Origin of the sequence: Yinghuangia aomiensis (assembly GCF_039542225.1) — a bacterium.
Classification (GTDB): domain Bacteria; phylum Actinomycetota; class Actinomycetes; order Streptomycetales; family Streptomycetaceae; genus Yinghuangia; species Yinghuangia aomiensis.
In genome coordinates, this window is record NZ_BAABHS010000016.1 from 105887 (window position 1) to 128006 (window position 22120).

The 22120-nt window shown below is 74.8% G+C and carries 17 protein-coding genes and 1 pseudogene; 10 read left to right on the forward strand and 8 right to left on the reverse strand.

Annotated features, from left to right (window positions below; all coding sequences use genetic code 11):
- The first annotated feature begins 88 nt into the window (after positions 1-88).
- The gene (locus ABEA93_RS22640) at positions 89-2026 is read left to right on the forward strand and encodes an AfsR/SARP family transcriptional regulator (RefSeq protein WP_345677515.1); all 1938 of its coding nucleotides are present in this window, start codon (positions 89-91) and stop codon (positions 2024-2026) included.
- Positions 2027-2074: 48 nt separating this feature from the next.
- Here ABEA93_RS22640 and ABEA93_RS22645 read toward each other — a convergent pair whose 3' ends face one another.
- Complete coding sequence (locus tag ABEA93_RS22645; protein ID WP_345677516.1) at positions 2075-3409, reverse strand: DUF1254 domain-containing protein; 1335 nt, start codon at positions 3407-3409, stop codon at positions 2075-2077.
- Positions 3410-3915: 506 nt separating this feature from the next.
- On the opposite strand from ABEA93_RS22645, the gene ABEA93_RS22650 reads away from it, so the two are divergent.
- Entirely contained in the window at positions 3916-4629 is a 714-nt protein-coding gene (locus ABEA93_RS22650) for a hypothetical protein (protein ID WP_345677517.1), read from the forward strand.
- Between the two features lie 77 nt (positions 4630-4706).
- Here the strand turns inward: ABEA93_RS22650 and argJ are convergent, their stop codons facing one another.
- Positions 4707-5927 (reverse strand): bifunctional glutamate N-acetyltransferase/amino-acid acetyltransferase ArgJ, encoded by a 1221-nt coding sequence (gene argJ, locus ABEA93_RS22655; protein WP_345677518.1) that lies wholly within the window; start codon positions 5925-5927, stop codon positions 4707-4709.
- A gap of 164 nt (positions 5928-6091) precedes the next feature.
- Here argJ and ABEA93_RS22660 point away from each other — a divergent pair, with 164 nt between their 5' ends.
- Positions 6092-6565 carry a hypothetical protein gene (locus ABEA93_RS22660; RefSeq protein WP_345677519.1) on the forward strand — a complete coding sequence of 158 codons (474 nt, stop codon included), beginning with the start codon at positions 6092-6094 and terminating at the stop codon, positions 6563-6565.
- Between the two features lie 268 nt (positions 6566-6833).
- Positions 6834-7403: a histidine phosphatase family protein gene (locus ABEA93_RS22665; protein ID WP_345677520.1), complete on the forward strand. Its 570-nt coding sequence runs from the start codon at positions 6834-6836 to the stop codon at positions 7401-7403.
- Between the two features lie 69 nt (positions 7404-7472).
- Here the strand turns inward: ABEA93_RS22665 and ABEA93_RS22670 are convergent, their stop codons facing one another.
- The 4 genes from ABEA93_RS22670 to ABEA93_RS22685 form a co-directional block, all read right to left on the reverse strand.
- The gene (locus ABEA93_RS22670) at positions 7473-8354 is read right to left on the reverse strand and encodes an inositol monophosphatase family protein (RefSeq protein WP_345677522.1); all 882 of its coding nucleotides are present in this window, start codon (positions 8352-8354) and stop codon (positions 7473-7475) included.
- Positions 8355-8428: 74 nt separating this feature from the next.
- The gene (locus tag ABEA93_RS22675) at positions 8429-8884 is read right to left on the reverse strand and encodes a MarR family winged helix-turn-helix transcriptional regulator (protein ID WP_345677523.1); all 456 of its coding nucleotides are present in this window, start codon (positions 8882-8884) and stop codon (positions 8429-8431) included.
- An 88-nt stretch (positions 8885-8972) separates the two neighbouring features.
- The gene (locus tag ABEA93_RS22680; RefSeq protein ID WP_345677524.1) at positions 8973-9467 is read right to left on the reverse strand and encodes a hypothetical protein; all 495 of its coding nucleotides are present in this window, start codon (positions 9465-9467) and stop codon (positions 8973-8975) included.
- Between the two features lie 218 nt (positions 9468-9685).
- Positions 9686-10681: a hypothetical protein gene (locus tag ABEA93_RS22685; RefSeq protein ID WP_345677525.1), complete on the reverse strand. Its 996-nt coding sequence runs from the start codon at positions 10679-10681 to the stop codon at positions 9686-9688.
- A 157-nt stretch (positions 10682-10838) separates the two neighbouring features.
- Here ABEA93_RS22685 and ABEA93_RS22690 point away from each other — a divergent pair, with 157 nt between their 5' ends.
- On the forward strand, positions 10839-11279 hold the full coding sequence (locus tag ABEA93_RS22690) for an Lrp/AsnC family transcriptional regulator (protein ID WP_345677526.1): 441 nt from the start codon (positions 10839-10841) through the stop codon (positions 11277-11279).
- A 59-nt stretch (positions 11280-11338) separates the two neighbouring features.
- Positions 11339-12952 (forward strand): amidohydrolase, encoded by a 1614-nt coding sequence (locus ABEA93_RS22695; RefSeq protein ID WP_345677527.1) that lies wholly within the window; start codon positions 11339-11341, stop codon positions 12950-12952.
- A gap of 110 nt (positions 12953-13062) precedes the next feature.
- On the opposite strand, the gene yczE is transcribed toward ABEA93_RS22695, so the two are convergent.
- The gene (yczE, locus tag ABEA93_RS22700) at positions 13063-13761 is read right to left on the reverse strand and encodes a membrane protein YczE (protein WP_425585047.1); all 699 of its coding nucleotides are present in this window, start codon (positions 13759-13761) and stop codon (positions 13063-13065) included.
- A 104-nt stretch (positions 13762-13865) separates the two neighbouring features.
- Between yczE and yczR the strand changes: the two genes are divergently transcribed.
- The 4 genes and pseudogenes from yczR (at position 13866) to ABEA93_RS22720 (ending at position 21535) form a co-directional block, all read left to right on the forward strand.
- A complete protein-coding gene (gene yczR / locus ABEA93_RS22705) occupies positions 13866-15404 on the forward strand; it encodes a MocR-like transcription factor YczR (protein ID WP_345677528.1) in 1539 nt (512 codons plus the stop codon).
- A gap of 2749 nt (positions 15405-18153) precedes the next feature.
- Positions 18154-18933, forward strand: a pseudogene (locus tag ABEA93_RS22710) (polyprenol monophosphomannose synthase); the annotation flags it as partial.
- 528 nt (positions 18934-19461) lie between these two features.
- Positions 19462-20622, forward strand: a complete 1161-nt coding sequence (locus tag ABEA93_RS22715) for a DUF6183 family protein (protein ID WP_345677529.1) — start codon at positions 19462-19464, stop codon at positions 20620-20622.
- 313 nt (positions 20623-20935) lie between these two features.
- Positions 20936-21535, forward strand: a complete 600-nt coding sequence (locus ABEA93_RS22720; RefSeq protein WP_345677530.1) for an FxsA family protein — start codon at positions 20936-20938, stop codon at positions 21533-21535.
- Positions 21536-21572: 37 nt separating this feature from the next.
- On the opposite strand, the gene ABEA93_RS22725 is transcribed toward ABEA93_RS22720, so the two are convergent.
- Entirely contained in the window at positions 21573-21992 is a 420-nt protein-coding gene (locus tag ABEA93_RS22725; protein WP_345677531.1) for a hypothetical protein, read from the reverse strand.
- Positions 21993-22120 lie beyond the last annotated feature (128 nt).

Genomic DNA, 22120 nt, shown 5'->3' on the forward strand with positions numbered 1-22120 from the left:
TGGCTGACCGGACCAGCGTCCGCGACGGCGATCAGCAGCCGATCAGTACCGTGCGGCGCGACCCGGCCCCGGCACGGAGGATGGGGGCATGCGAATCGACGTCCTCGGTGTGGTGCGGGCCCTGCGCGACGACGGCAGCACCGTCGACCTGGGCGGGCCCCGCCACCGCGAGGTACTCGCCCGGCTCGTCGCCGCCGACGGACGCACGGTCACCACCGACACCCTCGTCGACGACCTGTGGGCCGACCCGCCCGCCCGCGCCGTGGGCGCGCTGCGGACGTTCGTCGCCGCGCTGCGCCGCGCCCTCGAACCCGACCGGCCGCCCCGAACCCCGCCGCGTCTGATCGTCACCGACGGCCCCGGGTACGCGCTGCGCCTGCCGCGCGAGGACGTGGACGTCCACCGGTTCGAAGACGCCCTGGCCCGCGCCCGCCGCAGCCCCGACGCGGTGGCAGGCCTCGCCGCGGCACTCGCGGCCTGGCGCGGACCCGCGTACGCGGACGTGACCGGTTCCGTGTGGGCGCAGCGTGAGCGGACCCGGCTCGAGGAGCTGCGGTTGGAGGCGGTGGAGCTGCGTGCGCGGATCCTCCTCGACGCGGGCGAAGGGGCCGACCTGGTTGCCGAGTTGGGTGCCCATGTCGCCGAGCACCCGTGGCGTGAGCCGGCCTGGGAGCTGCTGGCGCGCGCGTTGTACCGGGCGGGCCGCCGGGCCGACGCGCTGGCCGCGCTGCGCCGCGCCCGCACGATGCTCGTCGACCAGCTCGGACTCGATCCCGGCGCGGGTCTTCGGCGGTTGGAGACGGACATCCTCAACGGGTCCGTGCCGTCCGAAGGGACGGAGGCCGGGTGGGGAGGTCCGGGTGTCCGGCTCGGCCCGCGGACCACCGTGGATCTGGCCCGCACCCTCGCGCCGGCGGGCGGCGACGCGCTGGTCCGCTCGCGGCGCGACCGTCTCGCCGCGATCCGGGCGGCGCAGCGCACGGGAGACCTCTTTCTGACCGCGCGGATCATCGGCGCCTACGACGTGCCCGCGCTGTGGAGCCGGGCCGACGATCCCGAGCAATCCCGTGCCGTGGTCGCGGCCGCCGAGCGCACGCTTGCCGGGCTCGGCCCGGACGGCCCCGCGGACCTGCGCGCCCGCCTGCTGGCGACGGTCGCCGTCGAGAGCCGTACCGCCGACCTCGCGGAGAGCGAGCTCGCGCGGGCGCAGCAGGCGGCGCGTCAGGCCGAGGAGCTGGCGCGGGAGGTGGCCGATCCCGCGCTGCTGGCGTTCGCGCTCAACGGGGTGTTCCTCCAGTCCTTCACCCGTCCCGGTCTCGCCGCGGTACGGGACCGTACCGGCGTGGAGATCCTCGACCTGGCCGGCCGGCACGAGCTGCCGACCTTCGCCGTGCTCGGCCGGCTGATCCGGCTGCAGTCCGCGTCGGCGATGGGCGACCTCGACGCCGCGGCTGTGCACGCCGATGCCGTCGACCGGCTCGCCGCCGCCGCGGAGGCGCCGTTGGTCCCTGTCCTGACCGGGTGGTTCCGGGCCCGGGCCGCGGCCGCGCGCAGCACCGAGCCGGGCGGGCCGACCGCCGCCATCGCGGCAGCGCGCTACCGCGCCGCCGAGGAGGCACTTCAGGCAGCCGGGATGCCGGGGCTGCACCGCGGCCTGTTCCCGCTCGCGCTCCTGGGGCTTCGCCTGCTGCACGACCGGCCGGCGCCCACGGATCCGTACCTCGACTGGGGCCCGTACCGGCCCTGGGCAACGCCTCTCCTTCTGCTTGCCCAGGACCGCGGGGAGGAAGCCCGGGCTGCGTTGGCCGCGGTGCCCGCGCCGCCGCGTGACCACATGCAGGACGCCCTGTGGTGTCTGACCGCCCGCGCAGCGGTACGCCTCGGCGAGCCCGGAATCGCCGCCGGGGCGGTGGCCGCCCTGCGTGACGCCCGCGCGGAACACGCCGGTGCGGGAAGCGGAATGCTCACCTTGGGCCCGGTGGCGCGGTACCTGGCGGAGGCGGAGGAGTGCGCCGCGTCGGGCTGACGAGGGTGGAGTCGACGGTGGCCGCCGTTCCGGAACGGCGCGGGTCGGTCATGCGTGTTTGGTGACGGCGGGGGGTTTCCAGGTGCCGTCGAGGGCTGCGGGGTCGGGCCAGTAGGCGCGCAGGAAGAGCGCGAAGCGTCCGCCGGGTGCGGGGAGCCAGTTGGGGACCTGGTCGTCGGCGGGGCGCCGGCTGCCGACGTGCAGGGTGAGGGATCCGTCGTCGCCGGTTTGCAGGCTGGTGTTCTTGGTGCCGAGGGAGTAGCGGTCGAGTTCGTTGGGGTGGAAGAAGTGGTGCTCGTTGTAGAGCGTCACGGACCAGAAGCCTTTGACCGGCGGCAGTGCGCCCGGTGCGAACGTGAGGGTGTAGGTGTGTTCGCCGGTGAGGAGTTCGCCGTCGGCGTCGAGGTCCTGGTAGAAGTACGCGGTCTCCGACGGGGTGTTGACGAAGATGTTCGACTTGCCCATCGCCGCGCGCGACAGATAGTCGCCGCCGAACGCCGCGCCGTTGCGCTGGGTGCTCCAGTGGTGGTCGAGGGGGACGCCGATGTTGCGGAACTCGAACAGCTCGTGCATCAGCGTGGCGTTGGCGTCCTTGGCCGTGGCACGCAGTACGTCCGCGGTCTCCGGGTGGTTCCTCGCATCGTCGAGGACAGAGCGGAACATGCCGTAGAGGGCTTCCTCGCCGGGACGGGCGGGCACTTCGTCCAGGACGGCGGGCAGCAGGTCGAAGAAGGTGTCCGGGTCGACCCACTGGGTCTCCTGCTCGCCCGCGGTGGCGTCGCCGGCGGGGAAGGAGGGGGCCTGGGACCAGTCGGTGGTGCGCATGGCGCCGGTGTACTCGGCGAGCGGGTAGACCATGACCTGGTTGATCGAGTGCTGGATCGCCGCGCGGTCGGCGTCGGTGTCGTTCATGAACACCCGCGGGATGCACACCGCGATCCGGGTGTCGAACCGGAACACGCCCTTGATGCCGTCCGGCACCTGCCCGTCCCAGCCCGTGGGGGCGAGCAGGTAGTGGCCGGGTTCGGTGCCGTACATCGCGCCGAGCTGCGCGAACGCGTCGGTGCGCTGGTCGACGACCTGGTAGACCCAGAACCGGCCGCCGAAGTCGGGGACCTGGACGACCGACGGCCCGCGGCGGGCGTCCAGGATGCCGAATCCGTAGACGACGTCCTGGTTCGGGCAGGCCACGATGCGCTCCTCGGGCCTGATGTAGTCGTGCAGCATCCCGGCCGTGCCGGGCGGACCGGCGGGGATGATGCCGCCGATCAGGCCCGGCTCCGGGACCTGCTCCATGATCGAGAGCCGGCTGTGCATGTTGACCAGCGGCCACCCCCACAGGTACGCCAAACGGCCCACCGTGCGGCAGTAGTCGTCCGTCATCCGTTCCCCCGCAACCGGCAGGGCAAGCTCAGCAGCAGATCGCGAAACCGTAGAAGTCATCCCATAACGGTAGGTTTCGGTATCGCCGGTGTCCTGTTGACCGGCATTCCCACGTCCAGGACCCGGGCGGCGGCCACCGAGCTCGTCTGCCGTGTACCCGAGTCCGACGTTGAGAGGTTCGGAGACTGCCGGCGGCCCCCACAGCTCTGGAGTGCCGTCGAATCTCGGGTTCTGGCTCAACTTCTGGGGGGGCGGGTCCCGTGCGCCGCGGGAACCGACCCGGTGCAAGCCGCTGACGTGGTGTCTCCCTCTTCGTCGGCCGCGGTGTGCGGAGCGGACGCGCCGCACCACGGAACCTGAGCCGGAACCCGAGTTTCGAAGGCGTCGGGGGTTCGGGGGAGTTGTCGGTTTCGCTGCGGTAGCCCGCCGGGGCTGTCGCTTCGGTGCTGTGCGAGTCTGATCGCCCGCAGTCGGGCTGACGCGGAGCGCGACTGGAGGGGGACCTGATGCGGATGCCATGGCGTCGGCGGCCGACCGGGCTGCCGGAACGGCTTCTGGAGGCTGCGGGCATCCCGCGCAGGTCGCTGGCCGACACCAGCGACCGGGAGGTCTGTCGGGAAGTCGCGTTTCGGACGGTTCGCAGGGACAACGGCGCCCTCGCGGGCGTCTTGGCCGTCCTCGAAGAGGAACTGGCAGGCGAGTCGGAGTATGAACTCGCCGTCTCCTTCCTGGAGGACCTTCGGAATCTCTCCTCCCACGACCTCGCCGTGATGCGCTCGTCCGAGGAGGTCCGGTTGCTGCTCGGCCCCCGGTCCACGGTCTGCTGGAACACCGTGGGCGGCTTCTGGACCGAAGTGGCCCGGTGGTGCGCGCGGACGGACCGGGCCCTGGAGCCGATGGCCCGGTTCCTCGACGTGGACAACCCGCAACTGCAGGCGCTGGTCTGGACGGGCAGCAGAACCCTGCCCGGCGGGGAAAGGCTCGGGCTGGCCGAAGCCCTGCTCTTCGAGAAGAACGGCGGGACCCCGATCCCGGGTTCAGCCGCCTCGCGGAAGTGCTGCGTCGAACCGGGCAAGGCTGACCGCGGCGGGCGGTCCCCCGCCGCGGAGCCGGCTCCGCTCTGGCCGAGGTCATGGACAAAACCGGTGCGGCCCACGACGTCGGACCGAAGGGCACGCCCGGCGGCGGTGGTGCAGGAAGCCCTGAAGGACGCAGCCTGAGCCGGACCTGTGGATCATCCGTCCGCAGGATGATCCACAGGAAAGCCCGAAGGCGCCCTGACGACCGGCGGCTGCGGTCAGCTCGTGTAGTCCGCGTTGACGCGGACGTAGCCGGCCGACAAGTCGCAGCCGTACACGGCCGCTTCCCCCTCTGCGATGCCGAGGGTGATGCCGATGTCGACCTGGGGTCGGCGCATGATCGCGGCGAGTGTGTCGAGGGTGCCGGGCTCCGGTTCTTCCGGGTATACCTCGACGTCGCCGAACCGGACGGTGACGTTGCCCGGCACGATGTCGGTGTCGTCGGTGTTCTTGCCGATCGCCATGACCACGCGGCCCCAGTTCGGGTCGGCGCCGTGCACGGCGGTCTTGACCAGCGGTGAGTTCACCACGCTCTTGGCGATGCGTTTGGCCTGGGCGTGGTCGCGGCCGCCGGTGACGGTGACGCGCAGGAGCTTGGTGGCGCCTTCGCCGTCGCGGGCGAGTTGGAGGGTGAGGTCCAGGCACAGGTCGGCGAGCGCGGCGGCGAAGGCGGCCGGGTCGACGGGGCCGGCGGCGCCGTTGGCGATCACCGCCACCGTGTCGGATGTGGAGGTGTCGGTGTCGACGCTCAGGCAGTTGAACGTGCGGTCGACGGCGGTGCGCAGCGCCGTGTCCAGGTCGGCGGGCGTCAGTTCGGCGTCGGTGACGAGGTAGGCGAGCATGGTCGCCATGTTCGGCTCGAGCATGCCGACGCCTTTGGCGACGCCGACGATGCGGGCTTGGCCGACGGTGCGTTCGGCGGTTTTGGGGCGGGTGTCGGTGGTCATCATCGCGCGGGCCACGTCGAGTGGTGCGGCGGTGAAGGCGGCGAGGCCGGGTTCGGCGGCGGTGTCGAAGTGGGCGCGGATGGTGTCCATCGGCAGGGGGCGTCCGATGACGCCGGTGGAGCCGATGAGGATTTCGTCGTCGGGGACCTGGGCGATGGCGGCGACGCGGCGGACGACTTCGGCGGCGTTTTCGTGTCCTTGGCGTCCGGTGGCGACGTTGGCGTTCTGCGCGAGTGTGGTGACCGCGCGCAGGCGCTGTCCGGCGGCGTGGGTGCGGCTGAGGACGACGGCGGGTCCGGCGAAGAGGCTTTGGGTGAACACGGCGGCGCTGACGGCGGGCCGGTCGGAGGCGACGATCGAGATGTCGTCGCCGTGCGCGCGCAGCCCGCCGTGCCCGGTGTAGGCGCGGAAGCCCGTCGGCCAGGTCAGCGGGCCGGCGCCGGGAAGGGAGCCCGGGGAGGCCCCTTCAGGAAATGCATGAACATGCGTCATGCGGAATATATTTGCACTCTCAGGCGTGGGCGTCCATTCCTTATTTACTGCGCCACCACCGCAGGAACTACGTCCGAAGCCGGATGCGGGCGCGGACTTCCGGCGACAGACTCGGACGTCGACGTCGACGTGGGAGCGGGGAATCGGGGGATCGAGGCGTGCGTATGGCCCGGCGGAGGACCAAGGCGACAGCGGTCGCGGGAGTACTCGTCGCGATGGCGGGTGTGCTCATGGCCTGCGACAGCTTCGGGAGTTCCTCGGATGCCGAGGCCGAGGAGGCGGCACACCGCTGTGCGCCGCTGAGTTCCGACGCGTCGGACCTGGCCGCGCGGGTCCGGCCGATGGGGCCGGCGGTGTCCGCCACGTGGTGCATCCGGGCCCTCGGCACGCCCGGCACGTCGCGCGTGTCGGTGCCGGGCCCGCACGACTGGGTGTTCTACGGCGTCGTCCGTCTCGCGGACCCCGCCACCGCGGACGCCTGGGGCCCGTGGCAGCCGAACGGCGCACCCGAACTGCTCGAGATGCCGGCCGCGTTGCGCTCCCTCGTCCCCGCGCCCGCCCAGTGGTCGTCCAACGGGGCCGGCGCCTACCTGGACCGCGCGTCCGCAACGCTGCTCCTCGACGGGGTATCCGCCTGACCCCCGCCCACTCCCCGTCACACGTCGAAGGCGATCGTGTTCTTCACGCGTTCCACGGAGGCGTCGGAGGCTGTCCGCCGAGGTCCTCGATGGCAGCTTCGACGCGGGCTACGACCTCGACTTCGACGCCCTGTTCGCCTTCGGCCTCAAGCCGCTGCCGGACGGCATCGCCCTCATGGTCGAGCGGTCTGGCCCGGTCCCCAAGGCCCAGTCAGTGCCGTCGCAGGCAACGTCTGCCTGTGTTCGATACGAGATATGGTCCCCAGCCATGGGCGAACTGGTGGTGATCAGGCACGGCGAGACCGCATGGAGCCGGACCGGTCGGCATGCCGGCCGTACCGATCTGCCGCTGACCGAGGCGGGGGAGGACGTGGCACGTGCGCTCGCACCTCGGCTGTCCGAACGGGAGTTCGCCGCCATCTATGTCAGCCCGCTGACTCGCGCCGTCCGGACGGCCGAACTGGCGGGGCTGAGCAGCGCGGAGCCCGACGCGGACCTGATCGAGTGGGACTACGGCCGCTACGAGGGGCTGACCGCCGATCAGATCCAGGATCTCAAGCCCGGCTGGGAGCTGTGGCGCGACGGCGTCGACGGCGGCGAGGACCTCGGGCACGTGACAGTGCGGGTCGACGCCTTCCTCGGCCGGGTCAGGCCGCTATTGGACAGGGGCGACGTTGCCGTCGTTGCACACGGCCACCTGTCACGCATACTCACCGCGCGCTGGCTCGGGCTCGACGCGTCGGCCGCGCGGCAGTTCGGGCACCCGCATCCGGGGACGGTCAACACGCTGGGTTACGAGCACAAGCTGCCAGTCGTGCTCGGGTGGAACGTGCCGTAACGGCGGCTGCCCCTACCCCGTCCAAGGTGTAGCCACTGCCGCGCCATGAGGCGATGTTGGCCCTGTCGACTAGATGCCCGACCGGCGCTCCCCGCTGCGGATGGCCTCGACGAGCGCGGTGTGCGTGTCGGCGTCCGCGGCGGCGATCAGGCCGCCGGTGCTCGTACCGAGGGGGCGGCCGTCGATGCCGGTCACGACGCAGCCCGCCGCCTCGCACAAGGCGATCCCCGCGGCGAAGTGCACGCTGCCGCGCAGGTCGCCGCCGTCGGTGACATAACCGGCGCGCTGCCCCGACGCCACCCACGCCACCGCCAGCGTCGTGGAGACCACGCGCGGCCGGAACCGGGCGGCGAACCCCGGCGCGGCCGGCAGGTCGACGGCGCGGAAGGCGGGGGCGTGCGGGAACGGCGGGTCGAGGTTCACATCGACCAGGCACGTGCCGGGCGACGGCACCGCGGTCTCGGAAACGCTGCCGCCCGCCGATGCCGCGGTGCCGAATGCCGCCGCTGCGCCGCGGCGCACGTACGCGCCGGTCCCGTCCGTCCAGAACACGTCCCCGGTGAACGGGGCCGCGACCGCGGCCGCGGTCGTGCGGTCGCCGGTGCGCAGCGCGACGTTGACCGCGACCGCCAGGTTGCCTGCCGCGTAGTTGAGCGTGCCGCACAGCGGATCGACCAGCCAACGGCGTTCGGCTCGGTCGGCTCCGGTGCGGCCGGATTCCTCGCCGGTGACCGCGTCGTCGGGGCGTGCGGTGCGCAGCAGGTCGACGATGGCCTGTTCGGCGGCGAGGTCGGCGGCGGTCGCGAAGTCTCCGGCGCCCTTGTCGACCCGGGACACGGGTGTGCCGCACAGCGACCGGACGATGTCGGCGCCCGCGAGGGCCGCGGTGACGGCCAGCTGCGGGTCGGTCCCGGCACGGGGTGGGGTGCCGGATGCGGTGTTCGTGGTCATGGGACCGGAACCCTAGCCAACCCCCGGCTGCGCCGCCGGGGCCGCGCCGGGCCGGGTTGGCGAATGCACGGTGTTCAGTCGCGTTCCCGGCCGAGCGCGGCCAGCCGGGTGAGGGCCGGCAAGGCGGCGGCGAGTGCGGTGCGTTCCGCGGGTGTGAGTGCGGCCAGCAGCGGGGCCAGGTGGCGGGTGCGGTCCGCGGTGCGGGACCGGCCGATGCCGCGTCCGGCGTCGGTGATGTGCACGAGGACGGCGCGTTTGTCCGTGGGATCCGGGCGGCGCTCCACGAGCCCTTCGCGTTCCAGGCGGGTGACGAGCTGGGTGATGCCCGGCTGTGTCATCTGCTCGGTGCGCAGCAGTTCGGTCAGGCGCAGCGGGCGCTCCGCGGTGGCGAGCGTGTCCAGGACGGACAGGGTGGTGAACGGATGCTGTTCGAGTGCGGGCAGGCGGATGTAGACGCGGTTGAAGTCCTCGATGGCGGCGGTGAACTCGGCGGGGTCGAGGTCGGTGCCGGGCTGGGGGGTGGCGTCCACGCGGTGAATATAGCCGTCGCGGGGGCACCGGCCCGGCGGGGTCGTGCGTGGGCGGGGGTTCGTGTCCGGGTGCCGTCGCGGCGGGCGGTCAGTAGCCGCGGTGCGAGAACGGCTGGCTGCGCCAGTGGAGTCCGGGCGGCAGTGTGGTGGCGGGTGCGGGGGCCGGGTCGGGCTTGGTCTCGGGGACGTCGCCGGTGCGCGGGTCGGCGCCGCGGCCGCTGCCGGGGCAGGTCACGGCGGTGAAGGGGGTGGCCGGGGCCGGGTCGAGGGCGTGGACCGGGATCGGCGTCGGGGCCGCTTCTTCGGCGTGCATCGCGGAGCCGTTGTCGTCGGGTTCGACGTCCGGATCGGCGAAGTCCCCTGCCGTGTCCGTCGCCTCGCGTGCGTCCGTGGGCCGGTCCGGGTCGGTGGCCAGGACGGTGCCGCAGTGGGCGCAGCGGACCCGGGCGGGTGCGGTGCGGGTGCGGGCGGCCGGGGTGGCGGGTCTGCCGGTGACGTCGTCGTCCGGTGCGGGGGCCGGGCCGGCGGGCGGGGTGTCGGGGTGGTCGGCCGCGTCGCGGATGTCCAGGGCGATGCTGCTCATGTTGGTGGTTCCCCCCTGTCGCGTCCGCGGAGGAGGCCCGTTCGTCCGGCGGGCCCCGGTGGTGCCGCTGCGCCGACCATAGCCCCCGGGGTGGGCTGCTGTGCAGCCCCTGGTGGGGACGAACGTGCGGGCGACAGCGGACAGTTGCGCGGCGGGCACGGCGGGTGGGTCGGCCCGGGGCGGGCCGGCCGCGGGAGGGTGCTTGCGGCCGGGTTCGGTCAGGGGGCGGTCTTGGCGGTCTTGCGGGCTTTTCCGGTCGGCGGGGGTGCGGTTTCCGTCTCGGGTTCGGGGTGCGGGTCGATGGCGCGGCGGAGTTGTTCGAGGCGGTACGGGAGGGGTTCCCAGCCGGGTTGGCCGAGCATGTCGGCGTTGACCTGGACGACGGTGCGGGTGTAGGCGCGGGCGAGGCCGCGGGGCATCAACGGCATTCCGGCGGGGCGGAGTTGGGCTTGGCCGGCGGCGTCGAGGATGCCGGCGTGGTTGCCGCGTACGGAGACCCACAAGGCGTTGGCGGTGCCTTGGACTTCGCGGATGAGGTCGTCGCGGACGGTGAGCCATTGGCGCAGGGCGATGCGGGTGGGGGCGGTCAGGTGGTGGTGTTCGGTGACCGGTGGGGCGATGGAGCGGGCTTGGGGTTTGCGGACGATGGTGACGGTGGCGAGGTCCGCGGTGAGGTCGCGGGTGCGCAGGGCGCACAGTTCGCCGGCGCGGGCGCCGGTGTCGAGGACGACGCCGATGAGGGCGAAGAGGCGGACGCGGCCGGGGTCGGCGCCGGGTCGGTCGGCGCCGGCTTCGAGCCAGCCGTGCAGGAGGGAGCGCTGGCGGGGGCCGACGGGGGTTTTGGGTTCGGGGAGGGCGGGGCGTTCGGGGGCTTCGATGGGGACGGTGCCGGCGCGGGCGAGGATGTCGAGGCAGTCCAGGCGGATGCGGATGCTGGCGTTGGTGGAGGCGGGGCTGCCGGGGGCGGCGCGGGTGCGCAGGTCGCCGCGCGAGGCGAGGGTGATGTAGGCGGTGAGGGGGCCGGCTTTGAACAGGTCGGTGAGGGAGTCGCGGGCCTGTTCGGGGAAGCCGTCGGTGTCCAGGGCGCGGCGCAGTTCGCCGGCGACCCAGCGCAGTTGGCGGGCGCGGGCGGGGGAGGTTTCGTCGCGGGCGAGCGCGCGTTGGAGGGCGCGGTCGAGCTGGTCGAGCACGGGCGGGCGGCCTGCGGTCGTCATGGGCATCCAGCGTAGTGGCGCATAACGGGCCGGTCCCGGGGACACGCGAATTGGTTCGTGCCGATCGCGGTTTGCGGCGGCCGGTGGTGGTCCGGTCGTGGTGTCGGGGCGGGGGCGAGCGGGTGGCGGGGCCCGGTCATGCCCTAGGTTGGGGCGCGTGGAGGACCTCGACCGACAGATCGTCCGGCTGCTGGTGCGCGACGGGCGGATGAGCTACACCGATGTGGGCAAGGCCACCGGCCTGTCCACGTCCGCGGCGCACCAGCGGGTACGCAGGCTCGAGCAGCGCGGGATCATCCGCGGCTACGCGGCCGTGGTGGATTCGGAGGCGCTCGGCTTGCCGCTGACGGCGTTCATCTCCGTCAAACCCATCGACCCCGCGGCCCCCGACGACGCGCCCGAGCGGCTGGCCGGCCTGGACGAAGTGGAGGCCTGCCACAGCGTGGCGGGCGAGGAGAGCTACATCCTCAAGGTGCGGGTCGGCGCCCCGGGCGACCTGGAGACGCTCCTGGCGAAGATCCGTGCGGCGGCGAACGTGTCGACCCGCACGACGGTGGTGCTGAGCACACCGTACGAGGGACGGCCGCCGAACCTGTAGGGGGTGGGGAAGGGCCCGGTCGCCGGGCCTTGCCCTCCGAAGCGGCAGACTTACTCCCCATGACCGTGATCCTCCTGCGCAACGGCGCCGTCTACAGTCCCGCGGACCCGTTCGCCACCGCCATGGTGGTCGAAGACGGCACCGTCGCCTGGATCGGCGCGGAAGGCGCCGCCGAAGCGCACCTGTCCGCCGCGGACGAGGTCGTCGACCTGCGCGGCGCCCTCGTCGCCCCGGCGTTCGTCGACGCGCACGTCCACACCACCAGCGCCGGCCTGGCCCTGACCGGACTCGACCTGTCCGGCTGTGCTCCCGGCCGGGCCCTGGACGCCGTCGCCGCGTTCGCCGCGGCGCAGCCCGCGGGCGCGGTCGTGCTCGGCCAGGGCTGGGACGACCCGCAGTTCCCCGACGGCCTGCCGACCGCCGCGCAACTGGACCGCGCCGCCGACGGCCGCCCGGTGTACCTGTCGCGCGTCGACGTGCACTCCGCGCTCGCGTCGCCCGCGCTGCGCGCCCTCGTGCCGGACGTGGCCGGCCTGCCGGGCTTCGACGCCGACGGCCCGCTGACCGGGGAAGCGCACCACGCGGTGCGGGCCGCCGCGTTCGCCGCCGTCACCCCGGCGCAGCGGGACGCGGCGCAGCGTGCCGCGCTCGCCCGCGCGGCCGCGCTCGGCATCGGCGGCGTGCACGAGTGCGCGGGCCCGGACATCTCCGGTGCGGACGACCTGGCCGGCCTGCTGGCGATCGCCGCGGAGGGGGCCGGGCCGGACGTGGACGCGTACTGGGGCCAGGCCGTCACATCCGCGGGCGAGGCCCGGGACCTGGCGGCCGCGATGGGTGTCCGGGGCCTGGGCGGGGACCTGTTCGCCGACGGCGCCCTCGGCTCGCACACCGCCTGTCTGCACGCCCCTTACGACGACCGCCCCGGCACGTCCGGGCGCGCGTACCTGACCGCGGAAGAGGTCGCCGGGCACGTGGCCGCGTGCACCGAAGCCGGTGTGCAGGCCGGTTTCCACGCCATCGGCGACGCGGCGGTCGACGCCGTGGTCGCCGGAGCCCGCGCCGCCGCGGACCGGCACGGCGCGGCCGCGGTGCGGGCGCTGCGGCACCGGGTCGAGCACGCGGAGATGGTGTCGGCCGACGCTTTGGCCGGTTTCGCCGAACTGGGCCTGGTGGCGTCGGTCCAGCCCGGTTTCGACGCGGCGTGGGGTGGCCCGGACGGCATGTACGCCCGTCGCCTCGGCGCCGAACGCGCGGCCGCCCTCAACCCGTTCGCCACGTTGAACCGCGCCGGGGTCCCCCTGGCGTTCGGCTCGGACGCGCCGGTCACCCCCCTGGGCCCGTGGGCCGCCGTCCGCGCCGCGGCCTTCCATCGGACTGCGGCCGAGCGGATCTCGGTCCGTGCCGCGTTCACCGCGCACACCCGCGGCGGGCACCGCGCCCTGGGCCGGGACGCCGACGGCGTCCTCGTCCCCGGCGCCCCCGCCACCTACGCGGTGTGGCGTACCGGCGAACTGACCGTCCAGGCCCCCGACTCGCGCCTGTCCGCGTGGTCCACCGACCCCAGCTCCGGCACCCCCGGCCTGCCGGACCTGACCCCGGGCGAACCGCTCCCGGTCTGCCTGCACACGGTCGTCCGCGGGCGCACGATCCATCGGGCGGACGACGCGGAGTAGACCCGCACGGCGAAACCACCACGGCAGGGGGCATCCGCGCCCCCTGCCGCGTTCTCCCGGCACGCGGGCCGACCGCAGCCCTCCGCGCACGCGGCGGTCCGCTGCGCCGCCTACTCCGCGGCGCTTGCGGCTGCCGCCACCACCGGGGTCTCGCGCGGCCGCGGTCGGGGGCCGGTGGCGCGTTTGCCTCCGCGGCGCGCGACCCGTGCGCGTTCCTTGTCGCCCTGCGGGACGGTGAACAGGGGCAGGAACACCTGGACGAGGGGGCCGATGCCCAGCGCGTACACGACGGTGCCGATGCCGGCGGAGCCGCCGAGGAGGACGCCGGCGGCCAGCACGGCGAGCTCGATGCCGGTGCGGACCAGGCGTACCGAGCGGCCGGTGCGGGCGACCAGGCCGGTCATGAGGCCGTCGCGGGGGCCGGGGCCGAAGCGGGCGCCGATGTACGCGCCGCCGGCCACGGCGTTCAGGACGACGGACGCGACCATGAAAACGGCCTGCCACCCGATCCCGTGCGCGTCGGGCAGGAACGCGAGGGACGCGTCGACGGCCAGGCCGATGACGACGACGTTGGAGACCGTGCCCAGGCCGGGGCGCTGGCGGATCGGCCACCACAGCAGCAGGACCGCGGCGCCGACGGCGACGGTGACCATGCCGAAGCTGAGCGGGGTGCGTTCCTGCAGGCCCTGGTGGAAGACGTCCCACGGGTCGAGGCCGAGTCCGGCGCGGATCATGAGCGCCATGCTGAAGCCGTACAGGGCCAATCCCGCGTACAGCTGGACGATGCGGCGTGCCAGCAACCAGTCCACCGGTTCGTGTCCTCCCCGAAACAGGCTCCCGAAAAAGAGCCACTGATGCGAGAATCCGGAAAACTGGATTGTCGATCCAGAGCCAATCGCACAGGAGTGGACTGATGAGCAGTCGGCATCTGACCGTGACCAGCACCCGCCTCGCCGACCTCCTCGACCCCTGGCAGCACGCCGCCGACCCCACCGCGGCCGCCTCCCTGCCCGGCCCGGCACCGGCAGGCCCGTCCGGCCCGGCCACCCCCGCCTACCGGGCGCTCGCCGACCGGATCCGCGCGCTCGTCCTGGACGGCCGGGTCCCGCTCACCGCCCGCCTGCCCGCCGAACGCGGCCTCGCCGACCGGCTCGGCGTCTCCCGCACCACCGTCGCCGCCGCCTACGACCTCCTGCGCTCGGACGGCTACCTGGTCTCCCGCCGCGGCTCCGGCTCCTGGACCGCCCTGCCCAACCACCACCCCGAACCGCCCACCCGCGCCCTGGTCCCGTCCTCCATCACCGGCATCATCGACCTCGGCGTCGCCGCCCTCCCCGGCCCCGGCCGCCCCCTGCACCGCGCCGTCGCCGACGCCGCCGACGCACTGCCCGCCTACACCACCGCCCACGGCTACCACCCCGCAGGCCTGCCCCTCCTGCGCGAAACCATCGCCGCCCGCTACACCCGCCGCGGCGCCCCCACCACCCCCGACCAGATCCTCGTCACCTCCGGCGCCCTGTCCGCGTGGGTCCTGCTGCTGCGCACCTTCGTCCACCCCGGCGACCGCGTCGCCGTCGAATCACCCACCTACGCCAACGCCATCGAAGCCGTCCGCGCCGGCGGCGGCCGCCCCGTCCCCGTGCCCATGGCCGACGACGGCTGGGACCTGCCCGCCTGGCGCGACGCCCTGCGCGCCGCCAGCCCCCGCCTCGCCTACGTCATCGCCGACTACCAGAACCCCACCGGCCACCTCGCCACCGCCGAGACCCGCCGCGCCCTCGTCGACGCCGCCCGCGCCACCGGCACCGTCCTCGTCGTCGACGAAACCTGCGCCGACCTCGCCCTGGACACCCCCCCGGCCCCGCACCCCGACCACCCCGCACCCGTCGCCGCATTCGACCGCGCCGGCACCGTGGTCACCCTCGGCTCCGCCGCCAAGTCCTTCTGGGGCGGCCTGCGCATCGGCTGGATCCGCGCCACCCCCGAACTCATCCGCCGCTTCACCGCCACCCGCGCCGGACTCGACGTCGCCGCACCCGTCCTCGACCAACTCGTCGTCCACTACCTGATGGCCGACCACGAAGACGCCATACTCGACGCCCGCATCCCCACCGTCCGCGCCGCCCGCACCCACCTCGCCGCCGAACTCGCCACCCACCTGCCCACCTGGACCCACCGCCACCCGCCCGGCGGCCTGTCCCTGTGGGTACGCACCGACAACCTCTCCACCACCGTCCTGTCCGAAGCCGCCGCCCGCCACGGCCTGCGCCTGGCCCCCGGCACCCTCTTCGGCACCACCGGCGCCTTCGAACGCCACGTCCGCCTGCCCTACACCCTCGACACCCCGACCCTCACCGAAGCCGTCCGCCGCCTCACGCTCGCCGCCGCGGAAACCGGGCGCGCTCGTGGGGACGGGGGACTGACACCGGCGTTCACGGGGTGCGTGGCCTGACGGGCGAGGCGGGGCGTAGCGGGGCCGGAGGCCTCGCCCCACCGGCGGCCTGCCGAAGCCGAACGCCGCACCGACGCGCGTGCCGCTGCCCGCCGGGACCGACACCGCACGGCCGCGGACCGACCGGCGGCCGTGCGAGCGGGTGTCCAACGGACAGGGCCGACGAGGCGGGGCGGAACGCATCGGCGAACCGGCGGACGACCAGGTGCCGTTGTGGCCGCGCGCACCGGACCCCGGGCAACGATCCGCGGCGCCGCAGGGCCCAGGACGAGCGCACGCGCACGAACGGGGATTGGCGCCCTGCGCCGCTCGGCCCTCGCTGCCTGACCCGACCGTCCACACGGCGGCCCCCCACGACGCGAAAGTCAGGCGGGGGTCGTGGGGGGCCGCCGAAAACCGGCGTCTGCTGCTCCGAGGGGCGCCCCACTCGGCGCGGCCGATGAACACGGATGGCCGATGAACACGGATGGCATCGGCGGCCCGTCGGGTCGGTAGCCGGCGGACACCGCCAAGCCCGTCGGCACAACCGCTTCGTCGCCCGGCAGCGTGCCGGGATCCCTGCAGGCCGGGTGGCCTTTCGCCCCACGCATCACTTCCCGCAGCCCGCCCGCCCCCGAACGGGTGGGCGCTTACGCCGACCGGCGGGTGGATGCCCTTCCGCCCACCACCCGCACGCCCCGCCCCTCACCCGCCTGACCAGGCGAAACACCACAACTTCGCAGGTCACGGCACGGTTGACACCCCGCCCGCCCGGCCCACTACGTTCGCTCATGTCCACCGCAGGACGACCGACCGGGCCACGCCCCCCGGACGGCACGCGCACCACCGGGCCCGACGGCACCTGCCGCCGACAGCCAGACCCGGCCCCGCGCGCGTACCGCCCGGGACGCCGCCCCGCGCGGCCGCGCCGGACCGGGGCGGCACCCGTGCGCCCGCCCCGGCACGACGCGCGCGGCGGAACCCGGCGGACGGTGCGACCCGGGTGGGTACCCGGCCGCCCAGTAGACAACGGCCACCGCGACCCGCAGCCAGCGGCGTCCGGGGCCGGCCCGAAGGACGGCCGGGACCCACTCGCAGCACCCCCTGACACGGAGAGCCCCCCCACACAGCCCGAACGGCAGCCCCCGGAATACCGGAACCGTGCCTGCGGACCGTCTCCGGTCGAGCAACGGACGACCACACGACCGACGTCCGCTTGCCTCCCCGTCGATTCGGCACGCACCCGGTAGGCGCAGTCGGCCGAGGGGAAGCCCACGCCCGAGGTCCTGGGAGGCAGGGCCCGAGCGTGGCCCGGCACGGATGTCGCCCTCACGCGTCGCCGTAACGCGTCGGCGGCTCGACGCCGGTGGGGCGTGCGCGGCAAGGGCGGCCTGAGCCGTCGCCCACCGCCGTCCACGCTGCGCCCCGCGCGTCCGTCATGGCCGGAGTGCGCCTACCGCACCCTCGTCCGCACCACCGCCGACTCCTTGATCGCCTCCGTCCGCATGGCCTCGGGCCCGCCGGGTCCCGGTGCATAGCCGCCGACGGCCGCGCCGACGTCGAGCAGGGGCCGGGTTCGGAGGACCGAGGCTCTGGCGGCTCCCGCCGGCTCATACAGCCCCGTCGACGACCGGCCGGATCGGTCTGTTCGCCGGGCGGGGGAGGTAGACGCCCCCGGCGAGGCGTCGCGATTGCGGTCGTCGAAGGCGGGCCCGACGCCGCCCGCCCGGCACACCCCCCGGGGGTGCGGCCCCGGCCGCGCGCAGCGCCTCCACGACATCCCGAGACTCCGCCGACTTCAGCCGAGCACCGCAACGGACGCGGCGCCGGAATCCCGGCGACCGGGCCCGCACCGGCCGAGCGGCTCGACCGGTGGGCGCGGGAAGCCGGGCTCGTCGCGGATCCGGCCGAGCACCAACGCCCTGCCGCGCTGCGACTCGACACTCTCGCCGCGGCCGTCCTGCCGGGCCACGGTCCGGCGGACGACCGCCCGGCGCAGCGGTGGACAGCGGGCAGCCCGACCCGCGCCGCACCCAACGCACCCCACCGGCGCCGCACCACACACGCCCGACCACCACTCCTCCGTGTTGCTCCATTCGGGCGCACTTACGCAACAGCCTTGTCCCATCCGCGCGGTCAACGCGCGCACCCGACACCGGCCCCGGAACACGCCCCCCGCCGACCCGCCCGCACCCCACACCCCCGCCCCGCCCATCCGCCGCGAACACCGCAACGGCGGCGTGTCGCGCCCGGGACCGCCCAAACCCGCCCGATCCCCGCTGCGCCGCCACCGCCCGGGATCCCGGCCTTGCCGCGCCGGCGCGGACCCGGTCCGGCCCAATCTCCCGCCGCGGCAAGGCCCCACCGACCGTGCCGCCTTTCCGCGGGCCAACGCGTCCGTCGGCGGGGTGGGCCGGGCGGGTACGGTGCCGCGGCGCGTGGCGTACCGCGAAACCCCACGGCGGGCCCGCACGTTGTACCGTCACAGCCGACAGGCCTTCCCGCCGCGCACGGCGCCGGGCCGTGCCCGGGGTTCGCCGCGGGGCGCGGGCCGGCGCCGTCCGGGGCGGGGCACCACCGCGATCCACGCCTCCGACGCGGCCGCACGGCGCGGCACGGGGGGCGACGAAGACGACGAGGAAGACCACGACGTGACGCACGCACGGGGAGCAGCGCCCCCGCACCGTCCTGCCGCCTCCGCCCCGGCCCCGGGCCGGGTACGCCGTATGTCGGGGACCGTCCCGGCCGGCCGCGTGACGAAGGAGACGATGTGAGCGCCCACGAGCCCGCAGCCCCGGCCGACGGCGCGGCCGAGTTCGGCGACCTGGGCAAGGTCCTCGTCATCATCCCGACGTACAACGAGTCGGAGAACGTCGAAGGGATCGTCGCCCGGGTGCGCGCCGCCGCGCCGGGTGTCGACGTGCTGGTCGCGGACGACAACAGCCCCGACGGCACCGGCGCCATCGCGGACGCGATCGCCGAGAACGACCCGCACGTGCAGGTCATGCACCGCAAGGGCAAGGAAGGCCTCGGCGCGGCCTATCTGGCCGGGTTCCACTGGGGCATCGACCGCGGCTACGACATCCTCGTCGAGATGGACGCGGACGGCTCGCACCAGCCGGAGCAGCTGCCCCGGCTGCTGGAGGCCATCCGCGACGCGGACCTCGTCCTGGGCTCGCGGTGGGTGCCGGGCGGCGCGATCGTGAACTGGCCCGCGTCGCGGAAGTTCATCTCCCGCGGCGGCAGCACCTACTCGCGGATGATGCTGGGCCTGGACATCCGCGACGTCACCGGCGGCTACCGGGCGTTCCGCAAGGAGACCCTGCTCGGCATCGACATGGACTCGGTCGCGTCGCAGGGGTACTGCTTCCAGGTCGACCTGGCCTGGCGTGCGGTCCGCAACGGCTTCCGCGTGGTCGAGGTCCCGATCACCTTCGTCGAACGCGAACGCGGCAACAGCAAGATGAGCCGCGCGATCCTCGCCGAGGCCCTGTGGCGGGTCACCGCCTGGGGTGCGGGGCGCGGCATCGACAAGGTCCGCGGCCGCAAGCCCGACGACGCGGACGGGCCGGACGACGAGACGACCGCACCGGCCACCGCAACCGCGCTCCCCGGCACGGACACCGTCGCCGAGACCGCCGCGCCGACCGCACCCGCGGCCGAACCGCACGAGCCGGTCCAAGAGCCCGTCAAGGAGCCCGTCAAGGACGCCAAGGCAGCCAAGCCGGCTGCTCCGGCCAAGGCGGACACCGCCGCCGACGCCGTGCAGGGCGACCCGGCCCCGGCCGACGACCCAGCGGACGCGTCGGCGAAGCCCGCCGCGTCCGAAACCAAGGCCAAGGCCGACACTGACGCTGACGCCAAGGCGACCGAGACCACCGGTGACGACGCCACCGAATCGGCCGCCACGGCGTCCGCTGCCCGCCCGGACAGCCCCGCCGAACGCCCGTAACCCAGCCAAGCCTCACCGACGGGGCCGCGCCCACCCCGGGCCGGCCCCGTCCGGCGTGTCCGGGGGCGGCCGCGCCCGGCGATATTCGGCTGATGGCGCGTCCTCGGCTCGCGTACGCTCGGCGGCATGGCGGGGGAGCGGATAGCGGACATCGTGGCGGGCTTACCGGGCACCGACAGCATCGGCGACCTGTTCACCGCACTCAACGAGCGGGCCGCGGACGGCGACGTCCGCTTCGTCGCGGACCTGGCCCTGGCCGCCGCCGAAGCCGACGCCCGCGCCACCGAGCCGCGGGTGTGGCAGTACGCGAGCATCGTCGACCACGCCGTCCGCCTTCTCGGCACCACCCCGGGCCGGGACAGCGTCACCCTCCTGCTGCGCCTGGCCGCCGCCCGCCGCGGTGCCGACCCGCGCCGGGGCGACCGCTACCTGGCCTCGCTGCTCGCCTCCGGCCACCCGCCCGAGCACCTCGCCGCGGTGTTCCCCGGCCCCGCGTCGGATCCCGCGTCCGGCCTCGTGTCCGACGAACTGCGGACGTGCCTGGTCCACGAGCTGGTGCTGCGGGACGTGGACGTCACCCAGACCCCGGGAATCGCCGCGTGGCCGACGTCGCCGCAGTGGCGCGACCACCCGCTGGCCCGGCTGCCGCTCACCCGGTGGGAGGTAGAGGCTCAGGCGGACGTGCCGGTGCACGGCATCGGCGGCTTGAGCTTCGCGATCGCGTTCGGCCCGTCGGTCCACACGCAACGCCCGCCCTCCGCCCCCGCGGACACCCCGAACGCGACGGAGGTCACGGCCCCTGCCGTGGCCGACGCGATCGCCGCGGCGGTGGCGAACTGGCCCGACGAATCCAACGGCGGCGCCGAGGCCCGCGTTTTCGACTTCGCCCGCCCGCTGGACGCCGCCGTGGTGCCGGCCGTGCTGCCCGCGCTGGGCCTGGCCTGCCTGGAAGGCGTCCACGACCGCGCCGGCTGGGCGATCGCCGCGCAGCCGCCCGCAAACGCCTGGCGCATCCTGTTCGGCGCGGCCGCCAACGGCGGCGCCTACAACTCCGGCGTCTACGGCGCGTACGGCCGCCTCGCCGCGTGGCAGTCCATCGCCGCGCTCGCCGGCTGCCCCGACGGCACCCCCTTCGATGCCGTCGAAACGCGCGTGCGGGCCTGCACCTGGTTCGTCTTCGACGCCGACACCCCCTGGTACTGGCAGGTCGCCTGGGACATCGGCCTGGCCGCCCTGTCCCCGGACGGACGCCGCCTGGCCGTCCTGGCCGCCTCCGACACCGACTGACACCCCCACGGGCACCCCGGCCGACACCCACCCGCCACGTGCCGCGCAACCCCGGCGCCGCGCCCGGAAGCGCCCGTCCCGCCGTGTCGGGAACACTCCGCGCTCCCAGGGCGTCATTCTCATCAAGGACATCCCGCACCCGGCACCCAGCCGGCACTCCCCGGGGCGCCCCCACAGCACCACCGTCCCCCCACGCATCACCCGCCACACGGACCGTGCAAGGCCCGCCGCGGCGGCAGCCCGATCCGGTACGTCCGCGCCCCGCACGGCGCGGCCCGCCCCGGACCCGGGCCGGAAGGAGAACCCGCACCCCATGCGCCGCGCCGCAGTCCTGATTCCTCTGATCGCCTGGCCGATCGCCGAGATCTACCTGATCAGCCGGGTCGGCTCCGCGATCGGCGCCGGCGACACCGTGCTGCTGCTCCTGGCCGGTGTGATCGCCGGCTCGCTCGCGATCCGCTACGAAGGCCGCCGGGCGCTGACCCGGCTGCGTGACGCCGCCACCGCGGAATCCGCCGCGGCGCAGGGCCAGGCCGGACCCGGCGTGGACGCCTCCCGGACGGGGCGGGCCGCCGCGGACGCGGGGCTGGTCGTACTGGGCGGCATCCTGCTGATCATTCCCGGGTTCATCTCGGACGTGGCCGGTCTGCTGTGCCTCCTGCCGTTCACCCGGCCGCTGGTGCGCAAGCTGATCGGCGGGGCGGTCGGCAGCCAGGTGGCGCGCCGGACCCGGTTCGGCGCCGCGATGGGGCAGGCCCGCCAAGCGCAGGAGCAGATGCGCATGCACCGCCCGGACGGGAAGGTCGTGTCCGGCGAGGTCGTCCACGGCGACATCGTCGACCCCGACGGCACGCCGCGCCGCGACCCGGGCCACCACGGCGGCCCGACCGGCGGACCGCACTACCTGCCGTAACCCCCGGCCCCACAGCCCGGCGGGGGAGCAGCCCGTGTCAGCCCGCGGCGCCCGCGCTGCGCCGCGTGCGGGCGCCGTCGAACAGCGTCCAGCCGTCGACGAACGCCACGCGCGGGTGGTCCGGGTCCCAGCCGTCGGCGAGGGCTTCGTCGAGGAGAGCGCGGACGGTGCCGGGTTCGTGGAGGTTGAGAAGCGCGTCCAGGTCGGTGCCGACCGTGCCGGACGGCAGCCACCCGTCGGGGACGAGCCGTCCCGGGCCGCTGCGGAACTCGATCCGCAGCCCGCCCGCGCGGCCGAGGGGGCGCAGCGCGAGGGTCTCGCGGCAGGCGTCCTCGCCGACGCGGACGAACGCGCCTGCCGCGTCGCGCGTCACCGGGCCGTGGGCGTGGCGTACGGACCACAGGTAGGTGTCGGTGCCGACGGTGAGACGGCGCGGCTTCTTCGCACGGCGGACCATCGACGGATGGTAGCGCCGCCGCGCCGCCCCACCCCGCTGCGGCCCGGGGCCGGTCGCCGCACCGGGGCTGTCGAACCGCCAGGCTGTCGGGCTGTCGCAGGCATGCGGAAACGGCGTGGGCCGCACCC

Excerpts from the sequence above, each read along its gene's own strand:
- ABEA93_RS22640 (WP_345677515.1), top strand. The coding sequence starts at position 89 with ATGCGAATCGACGTCCTCGGTGTGGTGCGGGCCCTGCGCGACGACGGC.
- ABEA93_RS22645 (WP_345677516.1), bottom strand. The coding sequence starts at position 3,409 with ATGACGGACGACTACTGCCGCACGGTGGGCCGTTTGGCGTACCTGTGG.
- ABEA93_RS22650 (WP_345677517.1), top strand. The coding sequence starts at position 3,916 with ATGCGGATGCCATGGCGTCGGCGGCCGACCGGGCTGCCGGAACGGCTT.
- argJ (WP_345677518.1), bottom strand. The coding sequence starts at position 5,927 with ATGACGCATGTTCATGCATTTCCTGAAGGGGCCTCCCCGGGCTCCCTT.
- ABEA93_RS22660 (WP_345677519.1), top strand. The coding sequence starts at position 6,092 with ATGGCCCGGCGGAGGACCAAGGCGACAGCGGTCGCGGGAGTACTCGTC.
- ABEA93_RS22665 (WP_345677520.1), top strand. The coding sequence starts at position 6,834 with ATGGGCGAACTGGTGGTGATCAGGCACGGCGAGACCGCATGGAGCCGG.
- ABEA93_RS22670 (WP_345677522.1), bottom strand. The coding sequence starts at position 8,354 with ATGACCACGAACACCGCATCCGGCACCCCACCCCGTGCCGGGACCGAC.
- ABEA93_RS22680 (WP_345677524.1), bottom strand. The coding sequence starts at position 9,467 with ATGAGCAGCATCGCCCTGGACATCCGCGACGCGGCCGACCACCCCGAC.
- ABEA93_RS22685 (WP_345677525.1), bottom strand. The coding sequence starts at position 10,681 with ATGACGACCGCAGGCCGCCCGCCCGTGCTCGACCAGCTCGACCGCGCC.
- ABEA93_RS22695 (WP_345677527.1), top strand. The coding sequence starts at position 11,339 with ATGACCGTGATCCTCCTGCGCAACGGCGCCGTCTACAGTCCCGCGGAC.
- yczR (WP_345677528.1), top strand. The coding sequence starts at position 13,866 with ATGAGCAGTCGGCATCTGACCGTGACCAGCACCCGCCTCGCCGACCTC.
- ABEA93_RS22715 (WP_345677529.1), top strand. The coding sequence starts at position 19,462 with ATGGCGGGGGAGCGGATAGCGGACATCGTGGCGGGCTTACCGGGCACC.
- ABEA93_RS22720 (WP_345677530.1), top strand. The coding sequence starts at position 20,936 with ATGCGCCGCGCCGCAGTCCTGATTCCTCTGATCGCCTGGCCGATCGCC.
- ABEA93_RS22725 (WP_345677531.1), bottom strand. The coding sequence starts at position 21,992 with ATGGTCCGCCGTGCGAAGAAGCCGCGCCGTCTCACCGTCGGCACCGAC.